This is a genomic window from Methanobacterium petrolearium (genome assembly GCF_017873625.1).
Taxonomy (GTDB): Archaea; Methanobacteriota; Methanobacteria; order Methanobacteriales; family Methanobacteriaceae; genus Methanobacterium; species Methanobacterium petrolearium.
In genome coordinates this window covers 16,646-32,500 of the sequence record NZ_JAGGKL010000012.1, presented here as the reverse complement: position 1 = coordinate 32,500, position 15,855 = coordinate 16,646, and the positions used below count along the sequence as shown (strand labels likewise).

Below are 15,855 nucleotides of genomic sequence, written 5' to 3'. Positions count from 1 at the left end.
TTAGCTTCTTCATCATTAATTAAATTAGCAATGCGAATAGTTTTTCTTATAACGCTGCTTAAAGGAACTTCTGGATTTTCAAGATCATCAAAAGCTTCTTGTATTAGTTCCAATATTTTATCATTTATTGGCATTTAAATCATCTTAGTCAATTTTTAGTATTAAATAACATTTAATTATATTTAAAGTAATTTTATCAGGAATTACTGACATGAATCTCATCCAAAAAATAAAAAACAAAGAAATCCTGGATCTTCTCAAGGAAGCCAACCAGACCACCCTCAAAGAACATGGCAATAATATCACCCTGGAAAGGGCCATATTCCTGTCATGGTGGTGTGATAAGGGAGATTGCAGCTTCTGTTACATGTCCTCCCAGAAGCCCCTCATCAGGGATCCTAAAAAAGCCCGTCGCAGGGTGGAATCCATCCTGGCCGAGGCAGAAATGGTCCGCCGTATGGGATGGAACATAGAATTTTTATCGGGAGGATACGGTGCATTCACCACCTCTGAGATAAAAAAAATAGCCCAGGACATCTACCAGATAACTGATAACTCTGTATGGCTCAATGTGGGAATAACCAGTGAACTGGAGGCCTATGGGGAAGAAGTCATCGGTGTGACCGGAGCAGTGGAGGTGGCCAACCCACAACTTCACCGTAGGATATGCCCCAGCAAACCCTTAGAAGACATAACCGGCATGCTCACTGAAGCAGGGAATCTGGGATTTAAAAAAGCCATAACCATTATCATAGGATTGGGAGAAACACCGGAAGACCTTCAGTATCTTTTTCAGATGATTGAAGATCTGGAAATAGATCGGGTCATATTTTACTCCCTCAACCCTCACCCAGACACACCCTATGCACATACCCCCCAACCAGCATCTCTCTATTATGCAGGCACAGTAGCAGCCACCAGGATACAGTTTCCCAAGTTAGAGATTATCACTGGAACCTGGGTGGATAACCTGGCCAATATTGGACCATTAATCCTGGCCGGGGCTAATGGAATCACCAAATTCCCATTATTCAAGATGTTCGGAACCAGGCAGGGCAGAAGAGTAGAAGAAGAGGTTCAATGGGCTGGTAGGAAACTTGTGGGGACCTTTACAGATCTTGATTGTCTGGAGGGTGAAAGTCCTAAAAGTGGACTGGAACCATTCCTAAAAAGATATATCTCAAGTTGTCTTAATAATAAAACAGAGTATAAGGTTTAAATTTTTCACTCGTTATTTTAGGAGGAATAATCATTAAAATGAAATGCGGATTAGAAATCCACGTTCAACTAGAAACAGAATCAAAACTGTTTTGCACATGTCACACTAACTATCAGGAGGCAGCTCCCAACACCAACATATGTTACGTCTGTTTAAACCAGCCAGGAGCCAAACCATACCCCCCAAACCAGGCAGCCCTGGACGGGGCAGTTATGATCGCCCTAATGTTAGGATGTAAGATCAGCCCAGAGGTAACCTACTTCATGAGGAAACACTACGACTATCCAGATCTATCTTCAGGATATCAAAGAACTTCAATCCCCATAGGATACGAGGGGGACTTAAATGGTGTTCGTATCAGAGAGGTGCACCTGGAAGAAGATCCTGGTCAATACAAGCCAGACATGGGCATAGTTGACTTTAATAGGTCAGGAATACCATTAATCGAGATCGTAACTGAACCAGACATGACTTCACCAGAGGAAGCCCGTCGGTTCTTACGTGAGCTTATCAGGGTGTTAGAATACAGTGGAAGTGCCCGTGGTGAGGGTACCATGCGGGCCGATGTGAACATCTCCCTGGAAGGAGGTAAACGGGCTGAGATCAAGAATGTGAACTCTATTAAAGGGGCTTACAAGGCATTACAGTTCGAACTGGTGCGTCAAAAGAACCTCCTGAAGAGAGGTATTGAAATAAAACAGGAAACCCGCGCATTCCTCGAATCTCAGATGATAACTGTACCTATGAGACTTAAAGAGGAAGCAGAGGACTACAGGTACATACCTGACCCGGATTTACCGCCAATGATCGCTGAAAAAGAAAAAGTAGAGTTTATCCGTGAAAAAATGCCGGAACCCGCCCATATTAAAACAGAACGGTTCACAACAGAGTACGGCATCAAAAAAGACCATGCTCAAGTCATCACCTCTGAACTGGAACTGGCCGATGCCTTTGAAGAAGTTGCTAAAGAGGTTGATCCTGAATTTGCTGCACTTTGGATGCGGGATGAACTCAAAAGAGTACTTTCCTATAACAAACTCACCTATAAAGATAGTGAAATAACCACAGTTCAACTGGTGGAACTCTTGAAGATGCTGCAGGATAAGAAGATAACCACCAAGGCAGGGCAGAGGATCATTGAACAGCTACCCAACAACTCTAAAATGCCAGGTCTCATTGCTGAGGAAATGGGATTGGTAGGTGTGGTGGAAGATGACACCGTACTTGTGGCAGTGAAACAAGCAATCCAGGAGAACCCTGCTGCTGTTTCTGATTATTTTGAAGGTAAATCCAAGGCCTTAAACTTTCTGGTGGGTCAAGTGATGCGCATAACCCGTGGAAAAGCCGACCCTACCCGGACCAATCAGATGGTTCAGGAAGAACTTAAGGCACAAAAATAAACAAATAAACTACAAAAATTTTAAATCAAATTAAGCTAATGGGGGTTTGGGAACCCTATGGCCAAGAGAATCCTGGACTTGTTAACATGGCACCCTGAGAAGGATATCAGTAAATGTCAAGTCACTTATTCACACCGAGGGCCTAAAGGAAACCTTAAAACCATCCCAGCAACAGATATTCAGGGTTTAGAAAGAGGATTCATGGTAATGATTGATGGATCAATGATTCCCTATCATCGTATAATTAAAATAGAATGCGATAACATGTTAATTTGGAAAAAAAATATTAAAAAAGGAGGTTCCTGATGACCACATCCACTCTGGTTAAGGATTACATGACCCGGGAAGTTATAACTGTCACCCCAGACACCCCTAATGCAGAAGTGATCCAGCTCATGAAACAAACTGGGCACGATGGATTCCCAGTTAAAACCAATGGAGAAGTTATAGGCATGATCACTGCCTTTGATTTACTGCTCAAACCATGGGTGCATGAGGTTAAGGATATAATGTCCACTGATGTGGTGGTGGCAGCCCAATCCATGTCCCTTAATGATGCTTCCAGGGTAATGTTTCGTATGGGAGTCTCCCGATTACCAGTCATGGATGAAAAGGGTAATCTGGTGGGCATTATCACTAACACAGACATAGTACGCTCCCATATTGAACGATCCACTCCCATGAAGGTTCGTTACTTTAAAAAAACATTAGAACAGCTTTATAACATTAGGACCAGGTTGGTTCATGAGAAAGTGCCTATTAATAAACTCAGACCCACCCAGAACAAGGTCTATGCTGACGAACTCCAGGGTCGTACCTACGAACTGGAGAGAGGATTGGCAGAACCCACCATAGTGGTAAAGACTGGGAACCGTTTTGTATTAGTGGATGGTCATCACCGGACAGTTGCTGCTCGTAAATTAGGCTATGATGAAATTGACTCATATGTGATAACTCTGGATCAGGATATCAAGTTGGGAATGGAAAAAACCGCTGATAAGGAGGGTATTTTCTCATTTGAAGATATTGAGGTCATCGACGATGCACAACACCCCCTTATAGCCATAACAGGTCCACTGCACAAGGAACTGGATAAGGAGATTAAAAAATGAGTGACCAAATCATCAGAGAAGTTTACCAGGTTTTAGAAGAAAGACGAAATTCACCCATTGATTCCTACACATCCCACCTCATGCAGGATGACGATAAACAGGCAGAGGATAAGATCCTGGAAAAGGTGGGTGAAGAAGCCGCAGAATTCATCATCGCCTCTAAAAATGATGAAAACCTGGTACCGGAAGCTGTCGATCTCATATTCCACACCCTACTGCTCCTTGTGTATAAAGGAGTGGAACTTGACGAATTATATGACGAGTTTGGAAGAAGAAGGGGTTAACTACTTTTCATTTTATTATTTTACTGGGGATATGATAATGAGGTTTTATTATAATGCTTTACCGTGATATGGGTTCTATCCAGGAAAAAATATCCATACTGGGTATGGGATGCATGCGATTGCCAACTTTAGGCAGTTATGACCGGATCGATACTGAAAAAGCAACACAGTTACTGGATTATGCTTTGGATCAGGGAATAAACTATGTGGACACAGCTTACCCCTACCATGGTCTTAGCAATGCTGAGGGAGGGGCCAGTGAACTATTCTTGGGAGAATATTTCACAGAAAACGATAGGTGTGATGAAGTTTATTTATCCACTAAACTACCCACCTGGCTCCTGGAAGATGAGGGAGACATGGACAGATACCTGGATGAACAGTTAAAACGCTTAAAAACCGATCAAATAGATTTCTACCTTCTACACTCTGTAAAGGAGAAAAACTGGTTTAATCTGGATATACTGGGGATCTTCGAATTTTTGGACTCGGCCCGGGCAGATGGAAGGATCAAATATGTGGGATTCTCATCACACGATGAAATCGGTTTTTTCAAGGAAGTGGTGGATTCCTACCAGTGGGACATGTGCATGATACAGTACAACTACCTGGATGAGAATATCCAGGCAGGTAAGGAAGGTCTCCAATATGCTACAGACCAGGGCATGGGAGTGGCAGTTATGGAACCCCTTAAAGGAGGTGTTCTGGCTGAACACATCCCACCCGAGGTGAAGGAGATATGGGATAGTTCTCCAATCCAGAGGAAACCAGCTGAATGGGCTCTGCGTTACCTATGGGATATACCTGAGATCAGCACGGTGTTAAGTGGAATGACCACTATGGAACAGCTCAGGGAGAATTTACTAACTGCAGAAGATGGGCTGCCCAATTCATTAACTTCCAAGGAAAGAAAATTGATGGAAGAGGTGAAGGAAGTATACCAGGGCAGGATGGTGGTAGATTGCAGTAGATGTGGTTACTGTATGCCCTGCCCCAGTGGGATTAACATTCCCCAAAGTTTAAGTTACCTGAACCAGGCAGCAATGCTAGAGGATGACACAGAAGTTAAAAACCAGTACTACTTCATGCTGAAGGACACAGAAAGAGCAGGGAACTGTTTGGAATGTGGATTATGTGAAGAATTATGTTCACAGCACATATCTATCAGGGAAAAATTAAAACAAGTGGCACGTAAATTTGGGAATTGACCATAGGATACTCATTCAATTACAAAATGATGATTCGGGTATTATAATCATAAAATGTTCATGAAGTAGAATATTTACCAATTTAGGAGGCTATAAGATGGAATTTAAGGATTTAATTCAGGAACGATACAGTGTACGCAACTACCAGTCCCGACCAGTTGAGGATGAAAAACTGGAGGCAGTGCTGGAGGCAGCACGCCTGGCACCCACAGCAGCCAATAAACAGCCCTTCCGTTTAATAGTAGTGAAAACCCAGGGGAAAAAAGACCAAATGAAACGTATTTATCATGGGGACTGGTTTTCGGAGGCACCACTGGTTATTTGTGCCTGCAGTGTGAAGTCGGAGTCATGGACGCGTCGGGATGGTCGTAACTATGTGGATGTGGATGTCACCATAGCCATGGACCACCTCATAATGCAAGCTGCTGATCTGGGACTGGGAACCTGCTGGATAGCAGCCTTCGATGCAGAAGCAGCCAAGGAGATTCTCAAAATACCGGAAAATGTGGAGCCATTACTGTTCACACCATTGGGATATCCTGCTGATGAACTTGGACCTAAAAGTAGGAAAGAATTGGATGAACTGGTACATTATGAAGAGTGGTAAAAAATAAACCCGAAACATTATCAAATCAATTACCAAAACATTGTCAAATCAATTATATTCTTTTGTATATTGTTCTTTTATGCAGTTGAACTGCTAAAAAGAAGAACAGAATCGTAAAAAATATGATGACTACGAAATCTACTTGAATTGGGTAGTAATTCGCCCCGTTTATAGAATATCTGGTTAGATCTGCGAGGTAGGTTAAAGGAAAAAATGAGGCTATTATCTTCCCCCAATATGGCATTTGTTCTATGGGTATGAATATACCGCTGAGAAATACCAGGGGAAAACGGACCAGGGATGAGATCATCATGACATTGGAAGGTGCATTAGCTGGTGGTGAAGATAATATCAAACCAAAGGATGAAAAACAGGCAGTAGCCAGAAGTATCCCTAATAAAAGGATGATGGGCTGGATTATATTCACACCCATGGCTAAACTTATGGCAATGGGTAAGATGGGGATTATAATTCCAAATATAAAAGATGCCAGCATGTCACCAAAAATGAGTGTTGTGATGGAGATAGGGGCTGATATTAATCTTTCCAGGGTTTGCACCTGAGCTTCCCAGGGTGCGATCACCGGAGAAACAGCAGTGGCAGTGAAAAATACCGTCATGGTTATTAAACCTGATATTAGAAAATCAATGGATAAATCTCTGCTACCAATGAAAAAGGCTAAAAACAGGAATAGTGGCATTAAAAATCCGAATATAACCACTGGCCCCTTTAAATAGTATATCCGGATATCTTTTTTCATAACTCCCAGGGAACGTTTGAACTGATCCAGAAATTGGTTTATCTGCATTTAAGCCTCACCTGTTAGTTCTACGAAAACTTCTTCCAGGGAAGGATCCCGTGTGTTTAAAGTCACTATCTTCAACCCATTTAAACCCGCGAAATTGGTGAGGGAATGAATCAGGCCGTTGACATTATCAGTGTATACTATGAATTTATCTCCTTCTTTTTTCAGTTCCTTGATGTGGGATATCTCTGATAAACTCTGAATATCTACAGTCCTGTCAAAGCTCACCTCAACGGATTTCAGCTTCTTAACAGTCTTTTTAAGCTTTTCAGGACGATCAATGGCTGCAATTTTGCCCTGGTTGATGATGGCCACTCTGTCACAGAGATGGTTGGCTTCATTCATGTTATGTGTGGTTAAAAAGATTGTTTTTCCCTGATCTGGAAATTTCTGAAGAATTTCCCGGATTAACTGTCTGCTGGCAACATCAAGGCCAGAGGTGGGTTCATCCAGAAAGACTAAGATGGGATCATTCACCAGAGCCATGCAGAGGATCAGTCTTTGTTTCATGCCCTTGGAAAATCCCTTGACCTTATCATCTTTGCGGTGATAAAGATTTAACCTTTCTAAAAGACTTTTAGCCCTTTCTTCGGCCTTTTTTCTGGGGATTCCATAGAGTTCGGACATTAACATCATATTTTGCCAGGCAGAAAGGTCAACATAAGCATTGGATGTCTCAGGAACCACTCCTATATTCTGTTTTGCTTTTAGAGGTTCCTTTTGAATGTTGAATCCTAAAATATTTGCTACTCCTTCATCAGGTTGAATGATACCGGTTAACATCCTTAGGGTGGTGGTTTTCCCAGCACCGTTAGGACCCAAAAATCCGAATATCTCCCCTCTCTCAACCTCAAAGTTAATATGGTCAACTGCTGTGAGTTTCCCATACCTTTTTGTCAGATTTTGAACCTGAATTACATGTTTCATGATTTGAACCCAGTTTAGTGGTGTATTCAAATATGGATCGTTTGATGCATTAGGATAAATAAATGACAAGGCAATATTCTTGCTAAGTTCACTTTTTTGAATTATTACCATTTAATTATTTATTTTTTTAATAATTTCTTTTAATTCATTTAATTCGGATTGTATTTTATCTAATTTTTCACTAACTTCATTGAATTCTTTATGTTCTGTGCTTTTAACAAATCTTGAAGTAATTGCTGCTGTTATAAAACTTACAAAACCTATTCCAGTGACCATTATTACAAAACCAATCACGCGGCCTTGTATTGTGATGGGATATATATCTCCATAACCAACTGTTGTTATTGTCACTAACAAATACCAGAAGGCGTCGTCAAAGCTGTTTATATTTTCATTGATTCCAAATTCAAAAAAGAATAACAATGTAGCACTTACCACTAATATTAGGAAAACAATTAATATTCCTCGATCAATTCCTGTTTTATGCAAAATATTAATAAACTGTCTAATTTCTTTCTTGAAAAGACCAAAAATCTTTACTAGTCGTATTAGTCGGAAATATCTGAAGATTGTGCTGATGGGTCCTACTAGAATTTCTGGAATCATCCCTAGTATATCAGTCCAATTTTCACGGAGGAACTGTTTTTTGTCTGGAGATTTCCATAAACGATATAAAAATTCTGGAATTAAAATTAAAACAACAATTAAATCGAAATAAACTATTAAGTTGTAAATTTGAGGGCTTACATTAACGAAAAACAAAGAAGTAAGTAGAACAATATCTACTATAATTAAAATTAAAATAGTTCCTTCAATTAATTCGCTTATTCTTTCCTTCATTACATTCCCCACCCAACATAAGGTTATTAAAAAGAAAGTATGAGTTGGAAAAATTAAAAACTGTTGAAGATTTATTTTTTCCGCTCCATGGAGAACACTCTGGCTTTTAATTTGTCTGAAATACCGTACAGTTCCCCTACAGAGTTGATTGCGATTCTTTCTTCGTTACGGTCATCATCAAGTATTGTGACGATTTTATTATATTCTTTAAAATTAAACCTGCAGATGGGTTTGCGGTTGTTATCGTCTAATAGTATTCCACAGTAACTGATTTTATCACGCATTGCCACTCTGTCGATGTCTATTATTTCAGATAGTATGGCCCTGACAATATAGAAGCCTTCTATTTCTTCTTCAGTAGTGATGATTCTACTTTCTTTTTCTTCCTTCTCTGGCACTAAACCTTTACTTTCATCAGAATGCCTATCTAAAGTTGTTTTTAGTAGTTCATTTGTGTGGTCGTTTATGTATTGGTTTAAAGCATTCTTCACGATGGGTGAGAATTGTTTTTTAATATTTGCAGTTATCACTCCACCATAAACTTGTCTTGCAAAGTATCTGATAAAATCATCAGAAGGATATTCTAAGTCGTTTTCAAAGATTTTTTTAATCTCTAAATTGTATTTTAACTCGTTTACACGGTTTAAGATTTTGTCAACGTTGAATGAATTTTTAGAGAATTTTTCAAGTTCCTTGGTGGTTGCGTCTGTTAATTTTCGCATGTCAACTTCTAGGAATGGTTTAGGATCCATAACGTTAGCTTTTTCGCTGTCCGTATAGAATTTGTAAATGATTCCATTAGTTAAAACACCAAAACGAGCCTCGGTTAGTATGAAATATCTTACAAGTTGATCAACACCGATTTTATCAATATCAACATCATGAGATTTGCATTCTATAAGAATCATAGGTTTTCCATCAACCATCAAAGCATAATCAACTTTTTCACGCTGTTTGGCCCCCACATCAGATATGAACTCAGGTATAACTTCAGTAGGATCAAAAATATTATAACCTAATGCTTGAAGAAAAGGCAGAATCAATGCTGTTTTTGTAGCTTCTTCCGTTTCAATATGCTTTACTTGTTCTTTTATAATAGAAGATAGATCATTCAACTCAACCAACTAAAAACCCCCATCAATTTCTTGTTATAGTATATTTTTTTTAAATATAAAAAACACCATGTAAATATTACTATTCAAACTAGAAAAAACGAGACCTATTAAATTTTAAATTAAATTTTGAGGGATCAACATGGTGAACCCCCAAAATTGCACTATTTACTCTTTTTCTGTGCCTTCTAAAAATTGCCTAAACATTCCTTGATATATTCCTCGGCTTCCTCTTTGTTCATGTCCTGGAAGATATTCTTCTCTTGCATAGTTTATCACCCACATATCATTTACTATATCTGGTTTTGTTCTTTAAAATAAGAGTTTAAGAGTGTGTGAGAAGTAAAAATCCTTTTTTAATATTTATAATTGGGTGACAAATGATGATAATTATAAATAAGCATAAATCACTCTTTTTTATTTAATTCAACTTGTATAATTTTATTTTAATTTTTATACTCGCTGAACTTCCCCCATAAACCGTTCCTTAATCTCTTCAGGCTCCAGGGGAATTATGGGAACATCTGCATTGCCTGGTTTGACCTTGACATGGACAAAAACTGGGCCTTCTGTTTCCAGGACTTGTGTAAAATCAATTTTATCTTCGGATTCTGCAAATAAGAATGTGTTCTGGAATCCCACACTTTCAGCCACCTTTTTAAGGTCAGTTGTGGATGCGTAGGTGCACTGGCTGCCAGTACTGCCGTAACATTCGTTATCCAGCACCACCAGGATGAAATTTTTGGGTTTCTGGTTGGCAATGGTTACCAGGCTGCCCAGGTTCATCAGGACGGACCCATCACCATCAAAGACCACCACTTTTCTTCCTCCTTCTCCTTCTCTTTTTCCGTTTCCTTTTTCTTCCTGGGACATGGCCAGTCCCAGGCCAATGGAGGAAGCCATTCCCATTGATCCCAGCATGTAGAAATGTGTGGGGGAGTCTTTCACACTATAAAGCTCCCTGGAGGGAAATCCAATGTTACAGATCACCAGTTCCTCTTCTAGTTGGTTTGCAATCTGTTCCAGGGCTTTGATCTTTTCCATTATATATGTCTCCTCTCTGATTCCTTTTTAATTGATTTTCATTCCATCTTTATCTGTTACGTTTAATCCTATTTACCAGAAACTGATGTCCAGTAATATTCCCAGAGGCGCACCCCCGAGCTCTGACAGGAGCCACGACTCAGGTATAACTTTAAGGGCTTCCTCAGGAGTTTGAGGATGGATGTATGCGATTTCTAGTGCATCCAGGAGTTTAGGGGTGGCTTCTCCCATGGGTACCTGTGCACATATAGGTTCACCTTCAGTACCCCGGTGACTCATAATCATAAGAATAGGTAACTTGTAAAGGCTGTACAGGGATGCCAGTACATTCACCGAGTTTCCCAGTCCAGAATTCTGCATTAGCATGGCCGGCCGCCTGCCCCCCATGTAGGCCCCGGCTGCAATACCAAAACCCTCCTCTTCCCGGGTCACCGGAACATGGATGATATCAGGGTCACAGTCAACCATCTCCAGGAGTTTTCCCAGGTTCACACAGGGCATGCTCACCACAAAATCGATCCCTGCCTTTTTAAGTCCCTGATAGACTGCTTTGCTACTGTCCATTTTTAAACACTTTTATGAAATTTTGTTATCTATCAAATCTTTATTGAACTATTCTAATAAACTTGATGAAACCATATTACAATCCTACCTAAATTTGCACGTTAATTTTATAACCAAAGGAATAAAAAAATTATTATCAGTATTCTAATTAGGTGGGGGATTAATAGTGACCAAACCACAGAAGAAGAGCAAATTTGAAAGATTGAAGGTACTTATCAGACCTACTGGTAAACCATTGTGGGCAACGGCGGTAAAATCCTTTCTTTTGATGGCTTTAGCTGTTTTAATAGCTAGATTTTTAGGCTGGGACAATGGTTTTTCTGTGGTTGCCCTCGTCACCATCGTGATAACCAGGATAATAGATATTAACCTCCCAGTTAGAAAGGTGGCTCCTCTGACTTTTATTGGATTTATCATGGCAATGTTAGCTTTTACCAGTGTCTCTTTAGGATCAAGCAGTGATCTGCTTTTCATATTAATCACAGTTATCTGGGCCTTTTCCTGTATTTCTCTGTATATCTTCGGGAAATCAATTGGATTTTTTGGTTACATAATATTCGTCATGTACTTCATTGCGGTGATAGTGGTCAATGATAAATCTACCGCCATGGACTATATTTATTACTGTTTACTGGCCTTTTTAGTTGCTTCAATCCTGTTTATACCACGTTTATGGAAAATGAAACAGGATCTGCGTAATAGGGTGGCAGTAGGGTTTATTCCTCAAAGTTCTTTACAGGCTGTATTAACAAACCTACATGCACTTTCAGGGGTCCCACTGGATTCCACTGACTATGAACTTTTTAGATTCGGAACCTATTTATCCGGTTTTCGGGAGTACAGTAAATTACTCTACTCTCGAATATCTGATGAATATCAGGGTAAATTTAAAGAATACCTGGAAACTATAAATAAAACAGGTTTAGAGATAGGTGAAGCAATAATTAAAGGTAAAAAAGAGGTTAATCTTGATAATTTAAATGAAGATATTTCAAGTTTAAAGAAGACAACTGTAAATTCTGGTGAAAAAGATATCAATGCTTTTTTGGGTGTCGGTTATCAGATGGTGGAGATTCTTAAAAGATCTGCCGAACTTTTGTCAAATGAAATATCCGGAGAAAAGTTAAAAATATCCACATCTAAAACATCCTTTAAAGATGTTTTTAAGGCTAATTTCAATCTTAAAAATATTTACATGCGACATGCAGTACGTTTTGCTCTGGCAATGACTGTAGGTCTTTTATTAGTTCATCTTACTCATGGCCGGGATGTTATCTGGGTGACCATGGGTATTTTGATTGTAATAAGGCCAGATGTAACCAGCACAATCAATAGTATGGTGGTGAGGGTTTTGTATAATTTACTGGCTATCATCATAGCCATTATCCTGGCGTTTTTCTTCCCACATCAGATACTGTTGATATTTGCCCTTATCATGATTTTCTTAGCACTGGCATGGTTACCCAACTACGTTGGACCTTCAGTAATGGCCCTTACCGTATTCACGGTATTGATCTGGCCCACTGGAACAGTATTTGAAAACTCCCTGGCCAGGATAATCGATATAACTTTAGGGGCCATAATAGCCATCATCTGTGCTTACGTTATTTTGCCAAGCCGGGTTACCATGGATCTGCCGGGTCTACTTGCAAGTACCATCAAAGCTAATCAGGAGTACATGAAAACTGTAATAGTACCTCCGGAAAATTACAACCACCAAAAAGCGGTTCAACAATTTAACAACTATTTATTACAGGAAAATAATTTAGAAGCTGCTATTGGAAAGCTTCAGGATTTTTTCACTGACATAAGTAATGATATACACGCCTATGAGAGTATGATAGCTGTTAATCACAAGTTATTTGCTGATATATCGGTATTAGGTGCATTACAAGAGAAAAAACTGGTAAAAAATGTTCCCATTGATAATCAACCATTGACATCGATTATGGATGACTTGGCAAGATCGGTAGAAAATGATGTTAAACCTAGTAAAACTTATTTGGATTCTTCTCATTTGAATGAAACATCATATGTTCGGAAAGATTTAGATCAGTATGTGGATTGGGTGATATCTGATATGGGGTTACTCCAGGAATTAGTACGTTCTGGTTCAGATGAGGGTATTTTTGGAAAATATAAAGACATAATCTGATTTGATAAGAATGAATAACTTTTTGGAGATTTTAATTAGGTAAAAAGAGTAAAGATGGGTGAATAAGTTCTATACAAAACTAATCAAAAAAAGGAATAGTTTAAGTAATTATATTTTCTAACAGGATATAATATTGGTCTACACCTAAAATCCAGTTCATTTGCAGCAAACCATCAAAAATTGCCTGACTAATATCCATGAACGGTTAATCCCATTATAAGACTTTATTCCATTATCAACTTCAACAATTCTCATATTATTTTATTCACCCAGTATAATGGCTGAATCTGTTCTTAGATTATTTACCGATAATATCAGATGCATCTATACCTAATTTTGATGTGATTTCCCTAAGCTGTATTGCCAGATTCTCATCTAGGGGTATACCTTCTTCCTGATGACGTTTCACATTCCTGACCTCCATATCTCCAGGAATGAACACGTTGGGTGTGGCTTTAACCTCGCCTATGAAATCATCAACCTCGCTTTTAAAATCATCCATATCCACAAACTTGGATGGATCTATAGCAGCGATAAGGTCTCCTTTGGTACATGCAACCTCAGGGTTGGCTGTTCCAGTAACAGCCTTACCATAAGACGCACGCACCATGGGTCCTGCCATTATCTCAATCATGAATGCCAGAGCATATCCTTTATGAGCACCAAAGGGTAGTATGGAACCTTTAAGTGCTTCGCAGGGGTCTATGGTTGGGTTTCCCTCAGCATCCAGTGCCACGTTTTCAGGTATCAATTCTCCACGTCTTTTAGCTTCCAGGAGTTTACCACGGGCTGATGCAGAGGTGGCCATATCCACAGACACATAGTGGCTGCCAGAAGGTATGCCAATTGCCAGGGGATTGGTTCCCAGGATGGGTTCTTTCCCACCTATGGGGGCCACTGCAGGTTCGGTGTTGGCAATGACTATGCCTACAAGGTCCTCCATTATGGCCATGTCTGAGTAGTAACCAGCCACTCCGAAGTGGTTGGAGTTGTGAACACCAATCATACCAATACCAGTTTTTTGGGCTTTTTCCATGGCCATTTCCATGGCCCGGTAGGTAACTACATGTCCAAATCCATGGTTACCATTGATAAGGGCGGTGGCTGGGTTATCCTTTTCAACAGTTATCTCACTTTTAGGCTTTATATTACCCGCCGCCATTCCTTTAATATATTGGGGAAACCTTCCCAGACCGTGGGATGAAAAACCTTTCAAATCAGCGTCTAATGTGACTTCGGCAACTATGGATGCGTCTTTATCTGGCACACCCAGCTGGGTTAGCATGTCCATGATCAGGGATAATTCCTGTGCTGCTGTAATGTTCATAAATATTTCACCTTCCTTATTTAACAAAATTCCGTATAAATCAATTATCTTAAAGTTCAATCCATTTTCCCTGGAAAGTATTAACTTCAACCTTCCCCTGGGAGTCATCTGAAACCCTGCCAATTACCTGAGCAGGATGATGTTTATTGATGATCTTAAGAGCATCAGAAGCTTTATCCTCACTTAATATGACTGTAAACCCAACACCCATGTTGAAAACCCGGTACATCTCCTCAATACCCACTTCCTGAGATGCTATGAATTCAAATATGGGTGGCAGTGTGGGCAAATCATTTATATGGTAACTGAATCCCTTTTTAAGCCTTTTAAGATTGGTGAATCCTCCTCCAGTTATGTGGGCCAGGCCATGGACTTCCACTTCTTCCAGTAATTCCATGATGGCCTCTACATAGATGCGGGTGGGTGAAAGTAATGCTTCCCCCACAGTTATCTTCTCATCAGTGGGAAGGGGATCATCCACACTAAGATCAGCTTTGTCAAAGAAAACCCGGCGTGCCAGGCTCAAACCATTACTGTGAATTCCACTGCTTTCTATTCCTATTATAACGTCATTGTCCTGGATTTTGTCCCCGGCAACAGTTTTGTCCAGATCAACCAGGCCGATTCCAGTGGCTGCCAGGTCAAAATTCCGAACAATTTCAGGTAATGATGCTGTTTCTCCTCCGATCATGGCGGTGTTTGCCTGACGACATCCTTCAGCAAGTCCTTCTGCGATTTGACTGGCTGCTTCTGGGTCGGGTTTTTCTACGGCCAGGTAGTCTACCATGGCCAGGGGACGTGCTCCCACACAGATCAAGTCATTGACCACCATGGCCACACAGTCAATCCCCACGGTGTCGTACTTGTCCATCATTTCCGCCACCAGGATCTTGCTCCCCACTCCATCGGTGCTCATGGCCAGGCCTTGGTTTCCCAGGCGGACCAGGGCAGCGAAGTGACCGCTTTCGGTTATAACATCCTGGTACTGGAGGGTTTCTTTTAGTTTTTGAGTTAGGGCAGAGACTGTGACCTCTTCCAGGTCGATGTCTACCCCTGATTCTGAATAGGTTACCATGAAAAATCACCTAAATACTAAGATAAAAGTCAACTTATTATATTGGTTTGGTATGGGAACTAATAAAAGTTAAGATTAAATTGAATGTGTTGGGTTTTAATACAACCTTAGTTTTTTTCAATCCCTATGGAGGTTTAACTGAAGAAACACAGGCCATGAAGTTTAACACAGCCCTG

Annotated in this window: 17 protein-coding genes (1 of these 17 running past the window's edge); 8 read left to right on the top strand and 9 right to left on the bottom strand. The window is 40.1% G+C overall.

Going from position 1 to position 15,855, the window contains the following annotated elements; all coding sequences use genetic code 11:
* Positions 1-134: the start of an AbiTii domain-containing protein gene (locus J2743_RS10480; RefSeq protein ID WP_209626980.1), read on the bottom strand. 838 nt of this gene lie to the left of the window's left edge; the window shows 134 of its 972 coding nt (coding positions 1-134); the start codon lies at positions 132-134; its stop codon lies beyond the left edge, outside the window.
* 77 nt (positions 135-211) lie between these two features.
* On the opposite strand from J2743_RS10480, the gene J2743_RS10475 reads away from it, so the two are divergent.
* From J2743_RS10475 to J2743_RS10445, 7 genes are all read left to right on the top strand, one after another.
* Complete coding sequence (locus J2743_RS10475; protein WP_209626977.1) at positions 212-1,219, top strand: radical SAM protein; 1,008 nt, start codon at positions 212-214, stop codon at positions 1,217-1,219.
* A 38-nt stretch (positions 1,220-1,257) separates the two neighbouring features.
* Positions 1,258-2,619 carry an Asp-tRNA(Asn)/Glu-tRNA(Gln) amidotransferase subunit GatB gene (gene gatB / locus J2743_RS10470; protein WP_209626975.1) on the top strand — a complete coding sequence of 454 codons (1,362 nt, stop codon included), beginning with the start codon at positions 1,258-1,260 and terminating at the stop codon, positions 2,617-2,619.
* A gap of 57 nt (positions 2,620-2,676) precedes the next feature.
* Positions 2,677-2,925, top strand: a complete 249-nt coding sequence (locus J2743_RS10465; RefSeq protein ID WP_209626973.1) for a DUF504 domain-containing protein — start codon at positions 2,677-2,679, stop codon at positions 2,923-2,925.
* Complete coding sequence (locus J2743_RS10460; RefSeq protein WP_209626971.1) at positions 2,925-3,731, top strand: CBS domain-containing ParB/RepB/Spo0J family partition protein; 807 nt, start codon at positions 2,925-2,927, stop codon at positions 3,729-3,731. The genes J2743_RS10465 and J2743_RS10460 overlap by 1 nt, the downstream gene beginning before the upstream one ends.
* Entirely contained in the window at positions 3,728-4,015 is a 288-nt protein-coding gene (gene hisE / locus J2743_RS10455; protein WP_209626969.1) for a phosphoribosyl-ATP diphosphatase, read from the top strand. The genes J2743_RS10460 and hisE overlap by 4 nt, the downstream gene beginning before the upstream one ends.
* A 53-nt stretch (positions 4,016-4,068) precedes the next feature.
* Positions 4,069-5,223, top strand: a complete 1,155-nt coding sequence (locus tag J2743_RS10450) for an aldo/keto reductase (protein ID WP_209626967.1) — start codon at positions 4,069-4,071, stop codon at positions 5,221-5,223.
* Between the two features lie 97 nt (positions 5,224-5,320).
* Positions 5,321-5,830, top strand: a complete 510-nt coding sequence (locus tag J2743_RS10445; protein ID WP_209626965.1) for a nitroreductase family protein — start codon at positions 5,321-5,323, stop codon at positions 5,828-5,830.
* A 52-nt stretch (positions 5,831-5,882) separates the two neighbouring features.
* On the opposite strand, the gene J2743_RS10440 is transcribed toward J2743_RS10445, so the two are convergent.
* The 6 genes from J2743_RS10440 to comD form a co-directional block, all read right to left on the bottom strand.
* On the bottom strand, positions 5,883-6,638 hold the full coding sequence (locus J2743_RS10440) for an ABC transporter permease (RefSeq protein ID WP_209626963.1): 756 nt from the start codon (positions 6,636-6,638) through the stop codon (positions 5,883-5,885).
* Positions 6,639-7,562, bottom strand: a complete 924-nt coding sequence (locus J2743_RS10435; RefSeq protein WP_209626961.1) for an ABC transporter ATP-binding protein — start codon at positions 7,560-7,562, stop codon at positions 6,639-6,641.
* Between the two features lie 111 nt (positions 7,563-7,673).
* Positions 7,674-8,402, bottom strand: coding sequence for a potassium channel family protein (locus tag J2743_RS10430; protein ID WP_209626959.1), 729 nt, complete (start codon positions 8,400-8,402; stop codon positions 7,674-7,676).
* Between the two features lie 71 nt (positions 8,403-8,473).
* On the bottom strand, positions 8,474-9,445 hold the full coding sequence (locus tag J2743_RS10425; RefSeq protein WP_209626957.1) for a type I restriction endonuclease: 972 nt from the start codon (positions 9,443-9,445) through the stop codon (positions 8,474-8,476).
* Between the two features lie 522 nt (positions 9,446-9,967).
* On the bottom strand, positions 9,968-10,558 hold the full coding sequence (gene comE / locus J2743_RS10420; protein WP_209626955.1) for a sulfopyruvate decarboxylase subunit beta: 591 nt from the start codon (positions 10,556-10,558) through the stop codon (positions 9,968-9,970).
* A 72-nt stretch (positions 10,559-10,630) separates the two neighbouring features.
* Complete coding sequence (comD, locus tag J2743_RS10415) at positions 10,631-11,122, bottom strand: sulfopyruvate decarboxylase subunit alpha (RefSeq protein ID WP_209626953.1); 492 nt, start codon at positions 11,120-11,122, stop codon at positions 10,631-10,633.
* Positions 11,123-11,288: 166 nt separating this feature from the next.
* Between comD and J2743_RS12250 the strand changes: the two genes are divergently transcribed.
* Positions 11,289-13,277 carry an FUSC family protein gene (locus J2743_RS12250; protein WP_209626951.1) on the top strand — a complete coding sequence of 663 codons (1,989 nt, stop codon included), beginning with the start codon at positions 11,289-11,291 and terminating at the stop codon, positions 13,275-13,277.
* Between the two features lie 298 nt (positions 13,278-13,575).
* On the opposite strand, the gene comC is transcribed toward J2743_RS12250, so the two are convergent.
* Both comC and purM read right to left on the bottom strand, forming a co-directional pair.
* Positions 13,576-14,604, bottom strand: a complete 1,029-nt coding sequence (gene comC / locus J2743_RS10405; protein WP_209626949.1) for an L-sulfolactate dehydrogenase — start codon at positions 14,602-14,604, stop codon at positions 13,576-13,578.
* Between the two features lie 49 nt (positions 14,605-14,653).
* The gene (gene purM, locus J2743_RS10400) at positions 14,654-15,679 is read right to left on the bottom strand and encodes a phosphoribosylformylglycinamidine cyclo-ligase (protein WP_209626947.1); all 1,026 of its coding nucleotides are present in this window, start codon (positions 15,677-15,679) and stop codon (positions 14,654-14,656) included.
* Positions 15,680-15,855 lie beyond the last annotated feature (176 nt).

Excerpts from the sequence above, each read along its gene's own strand:
- J2743_RS10475 (WP_209626977.1), top strand. The coding sequence starts at position 212 with ATGAATCTCATCCAAAAAATAAAAAACAAAGAAATCCTGGATCTTCTC.
- gatB (WP_209626975.1), top strand. The coding sequence starts at position 1,258 with ATGAAATGCGGATTAGAAATCCACGTTCAACTAGAAACAGAATCAAAA.
- J2743_RS10465 (WP_209626973.1), top strand. The coding sequence starts at position 2,677 with ATGGCCAAGAGAATCCTGGACTTGTTAACATGGCACCCTGAGAAGGAT.
- J2743_RS10460 (WP_209626971.1), top strand. The coding sequence starts at position 2,925 with ATGACCACATCCACTCTGGTTAAGGATTACATGACCCGGGAAGTTATA.
- hisE (WP_209626969.1), top strand. The coding sequence starts at position 3,728 with ATGAGTGACCAAATCATCAGAGAAGTTTACCAGGTTTTAGAAGAAAGA.
- J2743_RS10450 (WP_209626967.1), top strand. The coding sequence starts at position 4,069 with ATGCTTTACCGTGATATGGGTTCTATCCAGGAAAAAATATCCATACTG.
- J2743_RS10445 (WP_209626965.1), top strand. The coding sequence starts at position 5,321 with ATGGAATTTAAGGATTTAATTCAGGAACGATACAGTGTACGCAACTAC.
- J2743_RS10440 (WP_209626963.1), bottom strand. The coding sequence starts at position 6,638 with ATGCAGATAAACCAATTTCTGGATCAGTTCAAACGTTCCCTGGGAGTT.
- J2743_RS10435 (WP_209626961.1), bottom strand. The coding sequence starts at position 7,562 with ATGAAACATGTAATTCAGGTTCAAAATCTGACAAAAAGGTATGGGAAA.
- J2743_RS10430 (WP_209626959.1), bottom strand. The coding sequence starts at position 8,402 with ATGAAGGAAAGAATAAGCGAATTAATTGAAGGAACTATTTTAATTTTA.
- comE (WP_209626955.1), bottom strand. The coding sequence starts at position 10,558 with ATGGAAAAGATCAAAGCCCTGGAACAGATTGCAAACCAACTAGAAGAG.
- comD (WP_209626953.1), bottom strand. The coding sequence starts at position 11,122 with ATGGACAGTAGCAAAGCAGTCTATCAGGGACTTAAAAAGGCAGGGATC.
- comC (WP_209626949.1), bottom strand. The coding sequence starts at position 14,604 with ATGAACATTACAGCAGCACAGGAATTATCCCTGATCATGGACATGCTA.
- purM (WP_209626947.1), bottom strand. The coding sequence starts at position 15,679 with ATGGTAACCTATTCAGAATCAGGGGTAGACATCGACCTGGAAGAGGTC.